This is a genomic window from Planomonospora sp. ID82291, assembly GCF_015711645.1.
Classification (GTDB): domain Bacteria; phylum Actinomycetota; class Actinomycetes; order Streptosporangiales; family Streptosporangiaceae; genus Planomonospora.
The window spans coordinates 1,097,272-1,113,479 of sequence record NZ_JABTEX010000002.1 but is presented as its reverse complement, the minus strand read 5'-3'; the positions used below and the strand labels follow the sequence as shown (position 1 = coordinate 1,113,479).

The window sequence follows — 16,208 nt, the reverse complement described above, 5'->3', positions numbered from 1 at the left end:
ACCGCCGGGGGCGGGCGGAGTCAGTCCTCCTGCGGCGGCTCCGCGGGCAGGCGGACGGTGAAGACGGTTCCGCCGTCCTCCCGGGGCGCGGCGGTCACGGTCCCGCCGTGCGCCTCGACGATCGCCCGGATGATGGCCAGGCCCAGGCCGGTGCCCTTGATCCCGGCCTCCTTCGCGGTGGTGGCGCGGAAGAACCGGCCGAACAGCTGCGGGTACTGCTCGGCGGGGACGCCGATGCCGGTGTCCGCCACCGTGACGGCCACCTCGTCGCCGTCCCGGCGGGCGGCGACGTCGACGGCGCCTCCGGCGGGGGTGTACTTGACCGCGTTGGACAGCAGGTTGTCCACCACCTGGCGGAGCCGGGCCGGATCGGCGTGCACCCGCAGGTGGCGGCCCAGGTCGACCTGGACGGTCAGCCGTTTGGCCGCGGCCTCCGGCCGGTGGTCCTCGACGCTCTGGTTCAGCAGCCGGGTCAGCGAGACGGGGCGCGGATCGATGGCGATGCGCCCGGCGTCCAGGCGGGCCAGGTCCAGCAGATCGTCGACCAGCCGCTGCAGGTCGGCGCTCTTGCGGTCGATCACGTCGGCGAAGGCGCGGTGCTCGCCGCCCAGCTCCGGATCGTCCAGCAGCATCTCGACGTAGCCGCGGATGGTGCCGATGGGACTGCGCAGCTCATGGCTGACCAGCGCCACCAGTTCGTCCTTCATCCGGTCCAGTTCGCGCAGGCGGCGCACCTGCCGCTGCTCCTCCGCCAGCAGCCGCTCGCGCTCCTCGGCCATCCGGTGGCGCTCGGTCACGTCGGTGGAGATGCCGTCGACGAACAGCCGGCCGCCCTCGCGGCGGGGCAGCGCCCGGATCCAGGCCCAGTGGGTCGCCCCGTCCAGCCCGGCGAGACGGAACTCGGCCTCGGCCGGGTGGCCGGAGACGAGCCTCTCGCAGAAGGCGACGAAGACCGGCCGGTCGTCGGGATGGACGTAGCGCCCGACGATGGCGATCATGTCCCCGCCGCCGGACCTCTCCTCGGGCGGCACCCGCTCGCCGAGGATCCCGGCTCCGGAGGTGCTGACGTACAGCGGGCGGGCCCTGCCGTCCGGGGTGATCTCGGCGGTCCACACGTCGTCGTTGACGTGGGTGACGATCTGCTCGAACCGGCGGCGGCTGGCGGCCAGGGCCAGGGTCAGCTCCTCGGCCCGGCGGCGCTCCATGTACCGGCCGACGTGCGCGCAGACCCCGTCGAGCAGCGCGGTCAGCCCGTCGTCCCGCTCCTGGACGGTGTCGCTGTAGAAGACCAGCACGCCCAGCACCTGCCGGCCGCTGCGCACCGGCAGCGCGATGGCGGCGCGCAGTCCGGCCCGCAGGGCCTGCTCCCTGCGGGTGAAGTCGCGGGGGTCGTGGGGCAGGTCGCAGATCCACAGCTCGCGGCCGCTCTCCCACACCCGCCCGAGCATCCCCCGCACGGGCCGGAGCGCCATCCGCGGCTCGCCGACGAAGGCCGACAGGTCGCATTCCGGACGGGTCCACAGGCCGATGCGGGTCAGCCCGGTCTCTCCGGGGTCCACCTGCCAGTACTCTCCGCAGACCCAGCCGAGGGCGTCGGTGACCGCGGCGACCACGCCGGTGGCGGCCTCCTCCCGGGAGGAGGCGTCGATCAGCGCCCCGGCCACGGCGTGCTGGGCCCGGTGCAGCGCCTGGGCGCGGTGCTGGTCGGTGACGTCGCGGACGGCGACCACCGCTCCGAGCCGCCGCCCGTCCGCGGCCTCGATCGGGCGGCCGTTGACGATGATCCGGCACGGGTGGCGGTCGTCCGTCCGCACCACCACCTCCTGCCCGTCCACCAGCTCGCCGGCGAACGCCCGCGCCAGCGGCACCTCCTCCGGCGGCAGCGGAGTCCGCCCGTCCGCGGCGAAGATGCCGTAGATCCCGGCCAGGTCACCGACGTGCACCCCCAGCAGGGGCGGTCGGCTCTCCCGCAGCACCCTGTTGACCAGGACCACCCTGCCGTCGCGGTCGCAGGCCGCCACCCCCGTGTCCAGGCTGTCCAGCAGCGCCTGCAGGAAGGTCCGCTCCTCCTCCGGCCGCTCCCCGCCCGGCCGCTCCCCGCCCGGCCGCCGGAGCGCGATCCCCTCCTCCACCGTCCGGGCGAGGTCGCCGCCCAGTTCCAGCTGCGCCCGGTCCCACCGGCGGGGCTCGACGTCGATCGCGCACAGCGCGCCGAGCGTCTCGCCATCGGGTCCGTGCAGCGGGAACGCGGCGCAGGCGACGGCCTCCAGCCCGCCGATGGTCCGGTCGCGGCGCAGCCGCTCGTCGGCTCCCGTATCGGTCACCACCAGCGGCCCGTCGGCGGCCTCGACGCGCTCGCGCAGCGCGGCCGGAAGGGGCGACCGCAGGCCCGCCCGCCGCCCGGCCGGTCCGGCCGCGCTGACCACCACCTGGCGATCGTGGTCGGCGAGGGCGACCAGCGCGGCCGGAGCCCGCAGCAGCCGGGCGGTCAGCCGGGTCAGGCGGTCCAGCAGGACGGCACCGGGCACGGGGGGCGCACCGGGCGGGCCCGCGGCCCGCGACGGCCGTGCATCGTCACCGTGCTGTGCTGCCTCCACCGCCTCGTCCCCCTCACGCCCTCACGTCCCTGCCTCCGATCGGTTCACCCCTGCGGCCGGAACAAGGACCATGAACCACCTTTCCACCCCAGACTATGACAATGCGGATATATAGGACTTTTTCTGTTTGTATACAGAATCGGGCCGGTGCATCGCGGGTACGGCTCCGCCATGGTTCAGCGAAACGACCAGGACGAGATCAGGCGGTCGGCCCTGCCGCTGGCCGTACCCGAGGACCTCGACCCGCTGCTGGAACGCATCGGCGACGCCCGGTACGTCCTGATCGGCGAGGCGAGCCACGGCACGCACGACTTCTACGCCTGGCGGGCCGCGCTCACCCGGCGGCTGATCACCGAGAAGGACTTCCGGTTCGTCGGCGTCGAGGGCGACTGGCCGGACTGCCACCGGATCCACCGGGCGGTCACCGGCACCGACGGCGAATCCCCCCGCGAGGCCGTGTACGGCTTCGCCCGCTGGCCCTCGTTCATGTGGGCCAACGAGGAGGTCGCGGAGTTCTGCCGGTGGCTGCGCGGCTGGAACGACTCCGTGCCGACGTGGGCGCGCTGCGGTTTCCACGGCCTGGACGTCTACAGCCTCTGGGACTCGCTGCGGGCCGTGCGCGGCTACGCCCTGCGCCACCTGCCCGAGCAGGCCGACGCGGTGCTGCGCGCGTTGCACTGCTTCGAGGCGCGCGGGCACGACCCGCAGCAGTACGGCCTGGCGACACCCCTGCTCCCGGAGTCCTGCGAGGAGGAGGCCGTCGACCTGCTGACGACGGTCCGCCGGACCGCGACGGACGATGAGGCGGGCTTCTCGGTCCGGCAGAACGCCGAGGTGGTGGCCGGGGCCGAGGAGTACTACCGCGCCGTGCTGCGGGGCGGGCCCGAGTCGTGGAACGTCCGGGACACCCACATGGCCGACACCCTCGACCGGCTGACCGGGTTCTACGGAGACGACGCGAAGGCGGTCGTCTGGGCGCACAACACCCACATCGGCGACGCCCGCGCCACCGACATGGCGGCGGCCGGGATGACCACCCTCGGGCAGCTGGTCCGGGAGCGGCACGGCGGCGGTGCCGCCGGCAGGACCACCGGCGGCACCGGCGGCACCGGCGGCACCACCGACAGGGCCGACAGGGCCGATGAGTCCGGCGGCGCTTCCGACGCCGCTTCCGACGCCGCTTCCGGAAGCGACGGAGCGGTCGTCCTCGTCGGTTTCGGGACGCATCGGGGCACGGTGGTCGCGGGCGACGGATGGGGTGCGCCGGCCGAGATCATGCCGGTCCCGCCCGCCCGGCCGACGTCGCTGGAGTCACTGCTGCACGAGGCCGCGCCGGAGGGCGCGCTGTTCGTCGTGCCGCCGCCCGGGGACCGGCCCGGGTGGTACGACCGGCCGGTGGGCCACCGTGCCATCGGCGTGGTCTACCATCCCGAGCGCGACCACCTGCGCAACTACGTCCGCACGGCGCCCGGCCGCCGCTACGACGCGTTCCTCTGGCTGGACCGGACGAGCGCCCTGCACCCGCTGCACGACGAGCCGTCCGGCGAAGGGGAGCCCGAGACGTTCCCCTCGGCCCAGTGAACCGGCCCAGTGAACCGGCCCAATGAACCGGCCCAGCGAACCGGCCCAATGAACCGGCCCAGCGAACCGGCCCAGTGAAGTGCGGCCCCGCGCGGAACCGGCTTCGCGAGGTGAAGCACCGCCCCGCGAGCCGCCGGGTCACCAGCGGTGGTGGACCTGGGGCCGGATCAGCTCGTCGTAGATCTCCCGCACCCCGCGGAGGGTGTCCGCGGACAGCGGAGGCGCCTCGGCCGCGGCCGCGTTGGCGCGGGCCTGCCCGGGGGTGCGGGCGCCGGGGATGACCACGGAGACTCCGGGCTGGTCGATGATCCAGCGCAGCGCGAACTGCGCCGTGGTCATCTGCTCCGGCACCAGCGGGGTCAGGCGGCGCACCGCCTCCAGGCCGGTGGCGTAGTCGACACCGGAGAAGGTCTCGCCGACGTCGAACGCCTCGCCGTGCCGGTTGTAGGTGCGGTGGTCGTCCGGGGCGAAGACGGTGGACTCGTCGTACTTGCCCGACAGCAGACCGCTGGCGAGCGGGACCCGGGCGATGATGCCGACCCCGGCCTCCGCCGCGGCCGGGAGCACCCGCTCCAGCGGCTTGAGCCGGAAGGCGTTGAGGATGATCTGCACGGTGGCCACGCCCGGCCGCGCCATCGCGGTCAGCGCCTCCTCGCAGGTCTCCACGCTCACCCCGTAGGCGGCGGTGCGCCCCTCGTCCACCAGGGTGTCCAGGGCGTCGAAGACGGCGTCGGAAGAGTAGACCGGCGTGGGCGGGCAGTGCAGCTGCACCAGGTCGAGGGTGTCCACGCCGAGGTTGGCACGGGACCGGTCGGTCCAGGCGCGGAAGTTGTCCAGGGTGTAGGCCGACGGCTCCTGCGCGACGCGCCGTCCCATCTTGGTGGCCACGGTCAGCCCGGGCCGGTCCTTGAGCAGGCGGCCGACGATCTGCTCGCTGCGGCCGTCGCCGTAGACGTCGGCGGTGTCGATGAAGGTCACTCCGGAGTCCACCGCGGCCTCCAGGGTGGCCAGCGCCTCGTCCTCGCCCACCTCACCCCAGTCGGCGCCCAGCTGCCAGGCGCCGAGTCCGACGACTCCGATGTTTCTACCGGTTTTTCCCAGAATGCGCTGTTCCACGTGTCCGATCGTAGCTTCACTCCGCATTCCGACCGGGCGGGGCCCCGGACGAGGGCCCCGGAGACCGGGCACAGAGACCGGGCACAGAGGACGACGCGGACGAGCAGCGCAGGCGGGAGGGACGGACGAGGGACGCGGAGCGGTCTCCGGCAGCCGCCGCGCTCGGTTCCCGGGACGGGGACGGCACGGCGTTGGCGCGACCGACCTGCCGTGCGCAGCCGCCCGGCAGGATTCCCACCGAAGGTGTTCCTCCGGCGTGAGACGGTCGCAAACGGCCATTTACCCGGCGGGAGAAGCCGGGAAACCCCGGATCGGCCTTCGTGCGGAGGAGGCCGGCGGGGTCCGGCCGGGCTCCGCCGCGGCCTGCTCCGCCGGTGTGGGAGGGCGTCCCTTCGGGAGACGGAGTCCCTCGGGAGAGAACCCGCGTCCGGGGAAGATCTGCGGCCTCACCGCGCGTGAAGTCGCGCCGGATGCGGTACGACCTGAGCAGACCCCGGTTCACATCCGGAAGCCGGAAGAAGGACGTGCCGTGACCGAATCCGACCTCCCTCACCCGCCGACCCGCGATCTGTGCGGCACCATGCTCGTGCACCGCCGGCTGCTCAACGAGAGCACGACCTACCGGTCCCGGCGCGCGGCGATCGAGAACCGGGCGCTCCAGTACGAACGAGGGCGGCGCTCCCCGTCCCGCACCGGCGTGGTCACCATCCCGGTCGTCGTCCACGTGGTGCACAACCCCGCCGTCCCGGCGCAGAACATCCCCGACGACCAGATCCGCAGCCAGATCGAGGTGCTCAACCGGGACTTCCGGGCGGCCAACCCCGACCGGGACAAGGTGCCCGAGGTGTGGAGGCCGCTGGTGGCGGACGCCGGGATCGAGTTCCGGATGGCGTCGCTGGACCCGGACGGCGAGCCCACGGACGGGATCGTCCGGGTGCCGACCGACCGGACGTCGTTCGGCTTCGACGACGCCGTCAAGGCGTCCGCGACCGGCGGCGCCGACCCGTGGCCCACCGACCAGTACCTCAACATCTGGGTCTGCCAGCTGGGCGGAGGGCTGCTCGGCTACGCGCAGTTCCCCGGCGGCCCGCCGCAGACCGACGGCGTCGTGATCCTGCACAGCGCGTTCGGCACCACCGGTACGGCGGCGCCCCCGTTCGACGGCGGCCGGACCGCCACGCACGAGATCGGCCACTGGCTGGACCTCTACCACATCTGGGGCGACGACGACGGGGCCTGCAGCAGCGACGACAAGGTCGCCGACACGCCGAACCAGGCCGACGCGAACACCGGCTCCCCCGCCTTCCCGCACGTCTCCTGCGGCAACGGCCCGCACGGGGACATGTTCATGAACTACATGGACTACGTCGACGACGACGCCATGTTCATGTTCACCCGCGGCCAGGCCAACCGGATGGACGCCTGCCTGGAGGGGGTCCGGGCCTCCTTCCTGGTCGCTCCGGGCGCGTTGAGCGGCCCGTCCCGGCCCACCGCGGGCGAGCCGTCCGCCAGGAACGGGACCGCCCCGGGCACGGCCGTTCCGCGGGCCGCGATGCCCGGCCCTTCGCACTGGCCCGCGCCCGCCGCCGCTCCGGGCGTGACGGGCACGGGCGCGATGGGCACGACCGCCACGGGCGCGATGGGCACGACCGCCACGGGCGCGATGGGCACGACCGCCACGGCGGGGGCGACGGTGCCCGCGCAGCCCGGACCCGACGGGCACGCCGGGCCGGACGGCGAGGTGCGACGGCTGCTGCGCGACAGCGAACGGCTGGCCACCGAGGTCCTGAAGGAGATCCGTACCGTGATCGACATGGTCGGCGGCGACCGTCCCGAAGCGTGATCGGATGGCCGGTCACCGCGAGGACCCCACGAACGACGGAGCGGCGAGCCGGACGCCGGACATCACCGGCGTCTGGCTCCACTCCTACGAGGAGGACACCGGGAGCACGGCGGTGTACCGTCCCGCCGAGCACCCGTTCCGGCCCTCCCGGCGGGTGCGCGACGGGCTGGAGTTCCGGCCGGACGGGACGTTCGCCGAACTCCGCCCCGGTCCGGACGACCGCCCGCGGCAGACGCTCGGCCGGTGGCGGGACCGGGGGGCCGGCCGCGTCCGGATCACCTTCCCCGAAGGCCGGGGCGCCCCCTTCGACCTGGTCGTCCTCTCCTGTGAGGACGGCGTGCTCACCGTCGTCCGCTGAGCGCCGCCGCCCATGAGAGCCGCCCTCTACGGGCCGCCGTCCCCGATCGTCACCGGGCGCCGACCCGCTGGAAGGTCTGGACGACCCTCTCGGTGACGCCGTCGACCTGGGCGTGGTCCAGGTTCCGCAGCCCCGGGGCGTTGACCTCGATCTCCCTGTCGCCGTCGGCGAGCCGGACGCTCACCTCTCCCGTCCGGGTGCGCAGCCAGGCGACCACCACCGCCGCGACCGTGGCGAGCTCGCCCCCCGAGCCGAGCGTGATCTCCAGCGCCCCGGTGACCGGCCCCGGCGTCCCGCCGCCGGGAGGACTCCCGGCCGGCCGGATCCGGCCGCGCAGGTCCGTCTCCTCCTGCAGCCACGACGACAGTTCCCGGACGCGGTCCGGTCCCCCTGCCTCAGCGTTCACCACGATATGCATGACATTTCCCCCATCTCAGATCCAACGTAGACAGGCGGTCTCGTCCCGTGAACTTCATCCTCCTCACAGGGGGGTAAAGAGGTCCCTCGCGTGGTCGGCCACGGCGGCGCCGGTCACGGTCGCCCGGATCGGCAGGAAGTCCATGCAGAGCCGGATCGCACCGGGCAGCACCGCGTGCGGCACCCGCATCGAGAGCGTGCAGTGCGGCACCCAGCCGCCCGGCCGGTAGACGTCGAAACCGGCGATCCCCGCGGCGTCGAGCCGCTCGTGCACCGCCGCGTGGTGGGCCAGCAGCTCCGTCGTGGGAACCGGCCCGAGCCAGAGCACCCGGCCCAGGAACTGACCGACGAAGTCGAACCGCAGCTCCAGCGGCGGCGCGGCGTCCATGTCCGCCAGCGCCGCGGCCACCCCTGGACCGTCCAGCTCCGCGGCGCTGAGCAGCGAGACGTGCGGGCGGTGCCGGCCCTTCAGCAGCTCGCTCATCGACTGGACGCCGACCTGGGCCAGCGCCCTCCACAGCGTCCTGATCCGCTTCTCGGCGGCCGGATCGAGGTAGAGCTCCAGCGCGGCGACCATGCCGGAAGACTAGCGCCGCCGGATCACCGGCCGCGATTCCGTTCCGGCCTTCCACCGGGCGGACGTCAGGCCCGGGGGCCGGGGGCGCGGACGTCAGGCCCGGGGGCCGGGGGCGCGGCGGAAGGCGAAGGGCTGGCTCTCGCGGCCCGGGACCACGAACCAGCACTCCCCCGTGCCGTCGCTGTCCAGCAGCCGGAAGAACGCGTCCACCACCGCGGAGACCTCCAGGATCGGGAAGCCCATCTCCTCCAGCAGCGCCTTGCCTTCGCCCAGGATGGCCGTGTCGGCGAACGACGGGCACAGGCCCTGCACCTTGATCCCGGAGGACCGCAGGTCCTGTCCGAGGGAGCGGACGAGGCCCACGACGGCGTGCTTGTTGGCGGCGTAGATGGGATCGTTCGGGATTCCGACGATCCCGGCCATGCTCGCGGTGGCCACGATCGTCCCGCCGCCGGCGGCCCGCAGCGCGGGGAGCGCGGCGTGCACCCCGAACACGACGCCGTCGAGGTTGACGCCCATCGCCAGGCGGTAGCGCCGGACGTCGAAGTCCTCGCCCAGCCCGCAGCCGGAGGAGATGCCGGCGTTGAGGAAGGCGAGGTCGAGCCCGCCGTACCGCTCGACGGCGACGGCCACCGCCGCCTCGTTGTCCTCCAGCCGGGTCACGTCGCAGTGCGTGAAGACCCCGCCGATCGCGTCGGCGACCTCCTTGCCCGCCGCGTCGTCGACGTCGGCGAGCACGACCCGGGCGCCACCCGCGGCGAGCCGCCGGGCCACCGCGGCGCCGATCCCGTTGCCGCCGCCGGTGACGAGGGCGACCTTGCCGCCGAGCCGGTCGCCGCGGACCTCGTTGACGCCCTCCGCCGGCCGCCTGCCGGCAGGCCCGCCCATCCCGCTGAGCAGCCCGCCGCCCGCGCCGAACCGGTTCTCCGTGGTCTCGCTCACAGCGGCAGCCCTCCCGTGGCGGCGTTGGTCGAACCGGTGGCCCGGTACGCCGCGATCGTACGCTCGGCGATGCGCATCTGGTGGATCTCGTCGGCCCCGTCGGCGAAGCGGGCCCAGCGGGCGTGCTGGAACATGCGGGCTAGCGGGGTGTCGGTCGAGTAGCCCAGCGCGCCGTGCACCTGGATCGCCCGGTCCACGATCCGGTTGAGGCTGTTCGCCACGAAGTGCTTGGCCATCGAGACCTCGGTGCGGAAGTCCTCACCCTTGTCGATCTTCGAGGCGGCGTGCAGGACCATGAGCTTGCACTGGTAGAGCTCCATGGCCGAGTCGGCGATCAGCCACTGGACGCCCTGCTTCTCGGCGAGCAGCGAGCCGTGGCTGTAGCGGTTGAGCGCCCGGTCGACCATCATGTCGAGCGCGGTCTCGGCCTGCGCGATCCAGCGCATGCAGTGGGCCAGCCGGGCCGGGCCGAGGCGGTACTGGCCGAGCTTGTGGCCGTTGCCGCGCCCGCCGAGGATCTGGCCGTCGGGGACCCGCAGGTCGGTGATGACGATCTCGCTGTGGCCGGTCGAGCCGTGCATCGTCTCGACCTCGCGGACGTCGTTCCAGCCCTCCTGGGGCAGGTCGACGAGGAACGCGGTGTTGGCGCCGCGGGCGCCTTCGGGCAGGTCGGGCTCGGTGCGGGCGATGAGGATCGCGAAGCCCGCCCGGCGGGCGTTGGAGATGAACCACTTGTGGCCGTTGATCACCCACTCGTCGCCGTCCTTGACGGCGTGGGTGCGGATCAGCGTCGGGTCGGAGCCGGCCACCTCGGGCTCGGTCATCGCGAAGCACGACATCACATGGCCCTTGAGCAGCGGCTTGAGGTACTTCTCCTGCTGCTCGTCGCTCGCCCAGTGCAGCAGCGTGTGCATGTTGCCCTCGTCGGGCGCCTGGCAGTTGAACACCCACGGACCCAGCCGGGTCTTGGCCGCCTCGGCCTGCACCATGGCCAGCTCGACGTGGCCCAGGCCCATGCCGCCCCACTCCTTCGGCATGTGCGGCAGCCAGAGCCCTTCGGCCCTCGCCTTCTCGCGCAGCCCGAAGACCGTCCGGATGTACGCGTCGCGCGTGGTGACGGTCTCCTCGTCGTCGAAGCCCTCGACCGCCGGGATGATGGTCTCCTGCACGAAGGTCCGCACCCGGCGGCGGATCTCCTCGTGCTCGGGAGCGAGTGTGAAGTCGATGGCCATGCGTGCGACCCCTCTGTCCTGGGAGCTGTCCTGGGAGCCGCCCCGGGGGATGTCCGGTGCGATGTCCTCTTCGGCACCGCCATGATTTGATGCGACTGCATGACGTTTTCAGTCACGTGCATGATTACTGTAACGAGCGGCCCTCCCGCCATCAAGGGGAGCCGGGGACCCGGGGATCCGGGAGGAGGAGCGCCGATGCCGCCCAATCCCGAGGCCACGTGCAGGCGGCTGGTGACGGCCGCCGAGCGCCTGTTCGCCGAGAGGGGGATCGACGGGGTCTCGCTGCGGGAGATCAACACCGCGGCGGGCCAGCGCAACGCGACCGCGCTGCAGTACCACTTCGGGGACCGGGCCGGACTGCTGGCCGCGGTGCTGGCCAAGCACCAGCCCGAGGTCGAGGCCCGCCGCCACCAGTTGCTCGACGAGTACGAGGCGCGGGGCGGCCTGCTCGCGCCCGAGGCGCGCCGCACGCTCGCGGCCGCGCTGGTACGGCCGATGGCCGCCAAACTGGCCGACTCCGACGGCGGCCGGTCCTACCTGCGGATCATGGAGCAGCTCGTGCACCGCAGCCGTCTGCCGGCGCTCCGCGGGGCGCAGGACGACCCCGCCCAGAGCATCAACCGCTGGCGCGAACTGGTGGCCCCGCTGCTCTCCGAGGTCGCCGTGCGCCGGCTGCACCAGCGGTTCATGGCCATCCGGGTGACCTATGTGGAGCTGGCCCGCCGCGCCGAGGGTCCGGAGGGGAGGGACGACCGGCTCTTCACCAGCCATCTGGTCGACGTCGTCTCGGCGGTGCTGGCCACCGAGGTGTCCGGCGAGACCGCCCGGCTGCTCGCCGAGCGCGACGCCCGTCCCCGGCCGGAGCCGGAGCATCCGGCCGGGAACGAAGGTCCGGCCGGGAACGCGTGAGCGCCCGCCTCCCGGGTTCTGAGGAGGCGGGCGCCGGATCACGGCCGGTCGGGTGCGACAGGCGGTCACTTCAGGATGGGGAGCCGCTTGACCAGGGCGGTCTTGCCCCACCAGGCGCCGAGGCCGAGGGTGTCGCCGGCGCTCGCCAGGGCCAGGGCGATCATGACGATGGCGTAGACGATGTGGTCGTCCATGAAGGGGTTGGTGGTCAGGGGCAGTTCGGCGGCCCACATCAGGAGCATCATCGCGGTGCCGCTGGCGGCGGCGATGCGCAGGCCGGCGCCGGCGATGAGGGCCAGGCCGATGCCCAGCAGGCCGGTCATGAACAGCCAGTCGACCCAGGCCTGGCCGGCCAGGGTGCCGAAGAAGCCGCCGAGGGCGTTCTCGCCGGTGCCCTTGAGGAAGCCGGTGGTGGGGCTGCCGCCGTTGACGACCGCCTTGGCGGCGGGGGTGGCGAAGCCGAGGCCGAACATCTTGTCGACGAAGGCCCACAGGAAGACCCAGCCCAGCGCGATGCGGGCGACCCCGAAGGCGTAGGCGGCGGGGGTGCGGGGGGTGAGCGCGGCGGGGGCCGCCGCGACGAGGGTGGCGGTGGTGCGGCCGTTGGCCTGGGCGCGGCCTTCGATGATCGCCATGGTGGGCTCCTTGGGGGGTGTTCGTCTCTCGGTTACGTCATCCAGTACACCGGTTCGCACCCCCTTCCCCGCAGAGCCGTACGGCTCGCGGTGATCGTCCCGAAGTCCCCGCGGGGAAGGACCTTCGGCCCCTGGGCCGGTCCCTCCCCGCGGAGCGGAGCGCGTCAGGCGGCGCCCAGCCACAGGTCGGGGCCGAACACCTCGTAGTGGACGTCGCGGGCCGCGACCCCGGCCCGCAGGAGCTGGGCGCGCACGTCCCGCATGAACGGCAGCGGGCCGCACATGTAGACGACCGCGCCCTCGGGGATCGCCACGTCGGACAGGTCCATCCGACCGGGGCGGGCGCAGCCGCAGGGCCCCTCCTCGTACCAGAAGACCCGCTCGCCGCCGGGCAGCGCCCCGGCGAGCCGCTTCATGTCCTCGCGCAGGGCGTGCTCGGCCTTGGAGCGGTCGGCGTGCAGGACCAGGACGCGGCGGGTGGAGCCGGTCAGGGCCAGGTGCTGCAGCATCGCCGTGACGGGCGTGCAGCCGATGCCCGCGGAGACCAGGACGAGCGGCGCGTCGCCGTCCTCCAGCACCACGTCGCCGAACGGGGCGGACAGGGTCAGCTCGTCCCCCTCGGCGACGGTGTCGTGGAGCAGGGCGGACACCTCCCCGTCCGGGGAGCCCTCCTGCCGCACGCGCTTGACGGTGATGCGGCGCAGGCCGTCCTCGCCGTGCCCGGAGAGCGTGTACTGGCGGAGCTGGTGCACGCCGTCGGGCAGTTCCACCCGCACGCTGACGTACTGGCCCGGACCGGCGGGCGGGACGGGCTCGTCACCGGTCGGGGCCAGCACGAAGGAGACCGTGTCCGCCGTCTCCTCCCGCCGCTCGACGACCCGCCACCGCCGCCAGGTGCGCCCGGCCCGCGCCCCGGCCTCGGCGTAGATCCTGGCCTCCATCGCGATCAGCCCCCCGGCCATCAGCCAGTAGACCTCGTCCCAGGCCGCGGCGACCTGCGGGGTGACGGCGTCGCCGAGCACCCCGGCGATCGCGGCGAAGAGGTACTTGTGGACGATCACGTACTGGTCGTCGGTCACGCCGACCGCGGCGTGCTTGTGCGCGATGCGCGAGAGCAGCCGGTCGGGGCGCTCGTCGGGGTTGTCGAGCAACGCGGTCGCGAACGCCGCGATGGAGCCCGCCAGCGCCCTGCGCTGCTCGCCGTTGCGCTGGTTGCCCCGGTTGAACATGCCGTCGAGCAGCTCCGGGCGCTCGGCGAACATCGTCTCGTAGAACCGCGTGGTGATCGCGTCGAGGGACGCGCCCACCACGGGGAGCGTGGCGCGGACGATCGCGGCGGACTCGGCGGACAGCATGTCGACCTCCAGGGACGGCGGAGCGGAGATCCCCCTGAAATTGGAATCTGAAATACATATTAAGAGGCGGGTCCGCCGCCCTCGCACCGAGGGTCGTCCGGACGCCGGACCGGCCGCTCCGGCGCGGAGGTCAGGGAGAGCAAGGCCGGTCCCGTGGGGGCCGCCACCAGGGAGTCGACCGTGACCGTGTCGAGGGAGGCGTAGAAGGCCTCCTGCGCCCGGCGCAGCGCCGCCCGCAGACGGCAGGCCGTCCGCAGCGGGCACGGCGGGTCGTCCTCGCACCCCACCACGTCGTCCGCGCCCTCCAGCGCGCGGACGATGCCGCCGACCGAGGCCCGGTGCCCGGCCGCCGACAGCCGCATCCCGCCGCCGCGCCCGCGCCGGGCCTCCACCAGCCCCAGCTCGCTCAGGCGCGCCACGGCCTTGGCCGCGTGGGTGTACGGCACGGCGAGCATGTCCGCGACCGCCCGGGTGGTCAGCAGCTCCCCTTCCGCCGCCACGGCCAGCCGCATCACGATGCGCAGCGAGATGTCGGTGAAAGCGGTCAGACGCATGGCCTTACGGTAGGCGCTCCGCGCCCCCGCCCCACCGGCCTTGCCGCAGATGCTCCGCGCCCCCGCCCCACCGGCCTTGCGGCAGGCGATCCGCGCCCCCGCCCCGCGGGCTCCGGGCGGCGGCGGATGGACCGGGCCGGGCCGGGTACGTCCCCGTCCGACGTTCCCGAACCGAGGAGTGATCGTCCGATGAGCGAATACGAGCGTTCCCGCACGATGACCGCGTCGCCGCAAGCGGTGTTCGACAAGGCCGGCGACCTGGACCTGCTCGACTCCTGGCTCCCTCAGGACCTGCACGTGCGGGCCGAGGAGCCGCCCGCGGTGACCGTGCACGAGGACGGCAGCGGCCGGGACGAGCGCGCGCTCTTCCGGGCGCGGCGCGACCAGCTCCGGGTCGAGTGGGGGACGCGCGACGACAGCCGCTACGCGGGCTGGCTGCAGGTCGCGGGCATCAGCGACCGGTCCAGTGAGGTGACCGTGCACCTGTCGTTCTTCGACGAGGAGACCGCGCCCCCGGGCGACGAGGTCGACCACGCCCTGGAGAAGAGCCTGGAGCGGCTGGCCGAGCAGGTGCGGGCGTAGGCCCGCCGGGCGGGCCGCCGGGCCGTCACGGGTACGGCTTGCGCCCCGTCACGGGTACGGCTTGCGCTCCGCCCCGTCACGAGTACGGCTTGCGCTGACCGGCACCGTGCCACTCCAGCAGCAGCACCGTCGCGTCGTCCTGGAGCTGCTCGTGGTGGTAGTCCAGGACGCTGCGGACGAGACGGCGCAGGGTCTCCGGCACCGGCAGCCCGTCGGCGTTGCGGCGGATGACGAAGTCCGCGAGGCGGCTGAGGCCGAACTCCTCGCCGTCGCGGTTGCGGGCCTCGGTGATGCCGTCGGTGTAGAGCAGGACGCGGTCGCCGGGTTCGAGCTGCTCCTGGCAGAGCGAGACGGGAAGGCCCAGGTCGAGGCCGACGGGGTGGGCGGGGTCGCACTCCAGGGTGGCGACCCAGCGCCCGCCCCGGATCACGATCGGCGGGTGGTGCCCGCGGTTGACCCAGGAGAAGACGCCGCTGCGCAGGTCCAGCTGGGCCAGGATCGCGGTGGCGAAGCGGCTGCCCCGGCCGAACTCCTCGATCAGGACGCGCTCGATCGCCACGCTCGTGGCGATCAGGTCCGCCCCCTGGCGGCGGCTGTTCCGGCAGGCGGCGACGGCCAGGCTCGCGGTCAGGCCGGCGGAGGCGTCGTGGCCCATCGCGTCGAAGACCGCCAGGTTCACCAGGTCCCCGGCGAGGGCGTAGTCGAAGGCGTCACCGCCGATCTCGTAGGCGGGCTCCAGGACCGCGCCGACCACCACCTCCTCGTTGGCGAAGGTCAGCGGCGGCATGAGGTTCCACTGCATCTCCGCGGCGACGCTCATCGAGCGGGTCCGCACCAGCCGGGCGTAGGAGTCGCTCTGCGGGCGCTTGCTCACCATCAGCAGCGCCACCAGCGACGCCAGGGCCCGCATGTCCTCCTGCACCCGCCCGTCCGCGCCGTCGATGCCGTCGGCGCCGATCCGCAGCACCCCCAGGCGCTCGGTGCCGTCCAGCAGCGGCACCCACCAGCCCGCGCCGCCGTCCCCGCCCGGCCGGGCGATCATCCGCATCTCCTGGAAGGCCCGGCCGGCGAGGGTCCCCTCGATCCGCAGTTCGTCCCTCTCCAGCTCGGGTTCCTCGTAGGAGTGGACCCCGTGCCCGGTCATCAGCCGGAGCACCTCCTGGCGCAGGTCGGCCACGTAGATCAGCACCTCGTGCAGCCCGGCGTGGGCGGCGCACTCCTCGACCAGGGACGGCAGCCGCTCCATCCCCGACAGGTGGCTGCCCTGGACCAGCCCCTCCAGCATCCGCACCCGCCCTGCGGAGACATCCATGGCGCCGTCTCCTCCCCCGCGCGCGACGTCCCGGACCCGTCCGGGGTCCCTCGGAGCGTTCCGCGACCCCGGTGCACGGCAGGCGGGAACACGGAGCCGAACGGTCCCGGACCCTTCTCCTACCCTCGGCCACCCCTCAGTCACCACCCGCGCCGTCGGCTCCCCCGCCCCGCCGACGGCCTGCGGGCTCCTTCGCCC

At 73.7% G+C, this 16,208-nt stretch carries 15 protein-coding genes; 5 read left to right on the top strand and 10 right to left on the bottom strand.

Features of this window, described 5'->3' with window-relative positions; all coding sequences use genetic code 11:
- Positions 1–20 precede the first annotated feature (20 nt).
- Positions 21–2,528 (bottom strand): ATP-binding protein, encoded by a 2,508-nt coding sequence (locus tag HS045_RS16015; RefSeq protein WP_196452142.1) that lies wholly within the window; start codon positions 2,526–2,528, stop codon positions 21–23.
- A gap of 240 nt (positions 2,529–2,768) precedes the next feature.
- Here HS045_RS16015 and HS045_RS16010 point away from each other — a divergent pair, with 240 nt between their 5' ends.
- Positions 2,769–4,178, top strand: coding sequence for an erythromycin esterase family protein (locus tag HS045_RS16010; protein WP_196452141.1), 1,410 nt, complete (start codon positions 2,769–2,771; stop codon positions 4,176–4,178).
- Between the two features lie 138 nt (positions 4,179–4,316).
- Here HS045_RS16010 and HS045_RS16005 read toward each other — a convergent pair whose 3' ends face one another.
- Complete coding sequence (locus tag HS045_RS16005) at positions 4,317–5,294, bottom strand: aldo/keto reductase (protein WP_196452140.1); 978 nt, start codon at positions 5,292–5,294, stop codon at positions 4,317–4,319.
- Positions 5,295–5,823: 529 nt separating this feature from the next.
- On the opposite strand from HS045_RS16005, the gene HS045_RS16000 reads away from it, so the two are divergent.
- Positions 5,824–7,137 carry a zinc metalloprotease gene (locus HS045_RS16000; protein WP_196452139.1) on the top strand — a complete coding sequence of 438 codons (1,314 nt, stop codon included), beginning with the start codon at positions 5,824–5,826 and terminating at the stop codon, positions 7,135–7,137.
- A gap of 4 nt (positions 7,138–7,141) precedes the next feature.
- Positions 7,142–7,495 carry a hypothetical protein gene (locus HS045_RS15995; protein WP_196452138.1) on the top strand — a complete coding sequence of 118 codons (354 nt, stop codon included), beginning with the start codon at positions 7,142–7,144 and terminating at the stop codon, positions 7,493–7,495.
- 49 nt (positions 7,496–7,544) lie between these two features.
- On the opposite strand, the gene HS045_RS15990 is transcribed toward HS045_RS15995, so the two are convergent.
- From HS045_RS15990 to HS045_RS15975, 4 genes are all read right to left on the bottom strand, one after another.
- Complete coding sequence (locus HS045_RS15990) at positions 7,545–7,904, bottom strand: hypothetical protein (protein WP_196452137.1); 360 nt, start codon at positions 7,902–7,904, stop codon at positions 7,545–7,547.
- A gap of 72 nt (positions 7,905–7,976) precedes the next feature.
- Positions 7,977–8,489 carry a 2'-5' RNA ligase family protein gene (locus HS045_RS15985; RefSeq protein ID WP_196452136.1) on the bottom strand — a complete coding sequence of 171 codons (513 nt, stop codon included), beginning with the start codon at positions 8,487–8,489 and terminating at the stop codon, positions 7,977–7,979.
- Between the two features lie 93 nt (positions 8,490–8,582).
- Positions 8,583–9,431, bottom strand: a complete 849-nt coding sequence (locus HS045_RS15980) for an SDR family NAD(P)-dependent oxidoreductase (RefSeq protein ID WP_307827544.1) — start codon at positions 9,429–9,431, stop codon at positions 8,583–8,585.
- Positions 9,428–10,663: an acyl-CoA dehydrogenase family protein gene (locus tag HS045_RS15975; RefSeq protein WP_196452135.1), complete on the bottom strand. Its 1,236-nt coding sequence runs from the start codon at positions 10,661–10,663 to the stop codon at positions 9,428–9,430. Before HS045_RS15975 ends, HS045_RS15980 begins: the two co-directional genes overlap by 4 nt.
- A gap of 195 nt (positions 10,664–10,858) precedes the next feature.
- Here HS045_RS15975 and HS045_RS15970 point away from each other — a divergent pair, with 195 nt between their 5' ends.
- A complete protein-coding gene (locus tag HS045_RS15970; RefSeq protein WP_196452134.1) occupies positions 10,859–11,572 on the top strand; it encodes a TetR/AcrR family transcriptional regulator in 714 nt (237 codons plus the stop codon).
- A 65-nt stretch (positions 11,573–11,637) separates the two neighbouring features.
- Here the strand turns inward: HS045_RS15970 and HS045_RS15965 are convergent, their stop codons facing one another.
- The 3 genes from HS045_RS15965 to HS045_RS15955 all read right to left on the bottom strand — a co-directional run bounded on the left by HS045_RS15965 (position 11,638) and on the right by HS045_RS15955 (position 14,116).
- Complete coding sequence (locus HS045_RS15965; RefSeq protein WP_230884056.1) at positions 11,638–12,207, bottom strand: hypothetical protein; 570 nt, start codon at positions 12,205–12,207, stop codon at positions 11,638–11,640.
- 164 nt (positions 12,208–12,371) lie between these two features.
- Entirely contained in the window at positions 12,372–13,562 is a 1,191-nt protein-coding gene (locus tag HS045_RS15960) for a globin domain-containing protein (protein WP_196452133.1), read from the bottom strand.
- Between the two features lie 59 nt (positions 13,563–13,621).
- Entirely contained in the window at positions 13,622–14,116 is a 495-nt protein-coding gene (locus tag HS045_RS15955) for an Rrf2 family transcriptional regulator (RefSeq protein ID WP_196452132.1), read from the bottom strand.
- Between the two features lie 189 nt (positions 14,117–14,305).
- Between HS045_RS15955 and HS045_RS15950 the strand changes: the two genes are divergently transcribed.
- Positions 14,306–14,698: an SRPBCC family protein gene (locus HS045_RS15950; protein ID WP_196452131.1), complete on the top strand. Its 393-nt coding sequence runs from the start codon at positions 14,306–14,308 to the stop codon at positions 14,696–14,698.
- A gap of 76 nt (positions 14,699–14,774) precedes the next feature.
- Here HS045_RS15950 and HS045_RS15945 read toward each other — a convergent pair whose 3' ends face one another.
- Positions 14,775–16,010: a PP2C family protein-serine/threonine phosphatase gene (locus HS045_RS15945; RefSeq protein WP_196452130.1), complete on the bottom strand. Its 1,236-nt coding sequence runs from the start codon at positions 16,008–16,010 to the stop codon at positions 14,775–14,777.
- Between the last annotated feature and the right edge of the window lie 198 nt (positions 16,011–16,208).

Coding starts and splice junctions, on each gene's coding strand:
- HS045_RS15975 (WP_196452135.1), bottom strand. CDS start 10,663: ATGGCCATCGACTTCACACTCGCTCCCGAGCACGAGGAGATCCGCCGC.
- HS045_RS15995 (WP_196452138.1), top strand. CDS start 7,142: ATGGCCGGTCACCGCGAGGACCCCACGAACGACGGAGCGGCGAGCCGG.
- HS045_RS15945 (WP_196452130.1), bottom strand. CDS start 16,010: ATGGATGTCTCCGCAGGGCGGGTGCGGATGCTGGAGGGGCTGGTCCAG.
- HS045_RS15970 (WP_196452134.1), top strand. CDS start 10,859: ATGCCGCCCAATCCCGAGGCCACGTGCAGGCGGCTGGTGACGGCCGCC.
- HS045_RS15950 (WP_196452131.1), top strand. CDS start 14,306: ATGAGCGAATACGAGCGTTCCCGCACGATGACCGCGTCGCCGCAAGCG.
- HS045_RS15965 (WP_230884056.1), bottom strand. CDS start 12,207: ATGGCGATCATCGAAGGCCGCGCCCAGGCCAACGGCCGCACCACCGCC.
- HS045_RS15955 (WP_196452132.1), bottom strand. CDS start 14,116: ATGCGTCTGACCGCTTTCACCGACATCTCGCTGCGCATCGTGATGCGG.
- HS045_RS15960 (WP_196452133.1), bottom strand. CDS start 13,562: ATGCTGTCCGCCGAGTCCGCCGCGATCGTCCGCGCCACGCTCCCCGTG.
- HS045_RS15985 (WP_196452136.1), bottom strand. CDS start 8,489: ATGGTCGCCGCGCTGGAGCTCTACCTCGATCCGGCCGCCGAGAAGCGG.
- HS045_RS16010 (WP_196452141.1), top strand. CDS start 2,769: ATGGTTCAGCGAAACGACCAGGACGAGATCAGGCGGTCGGCCCTGCCG.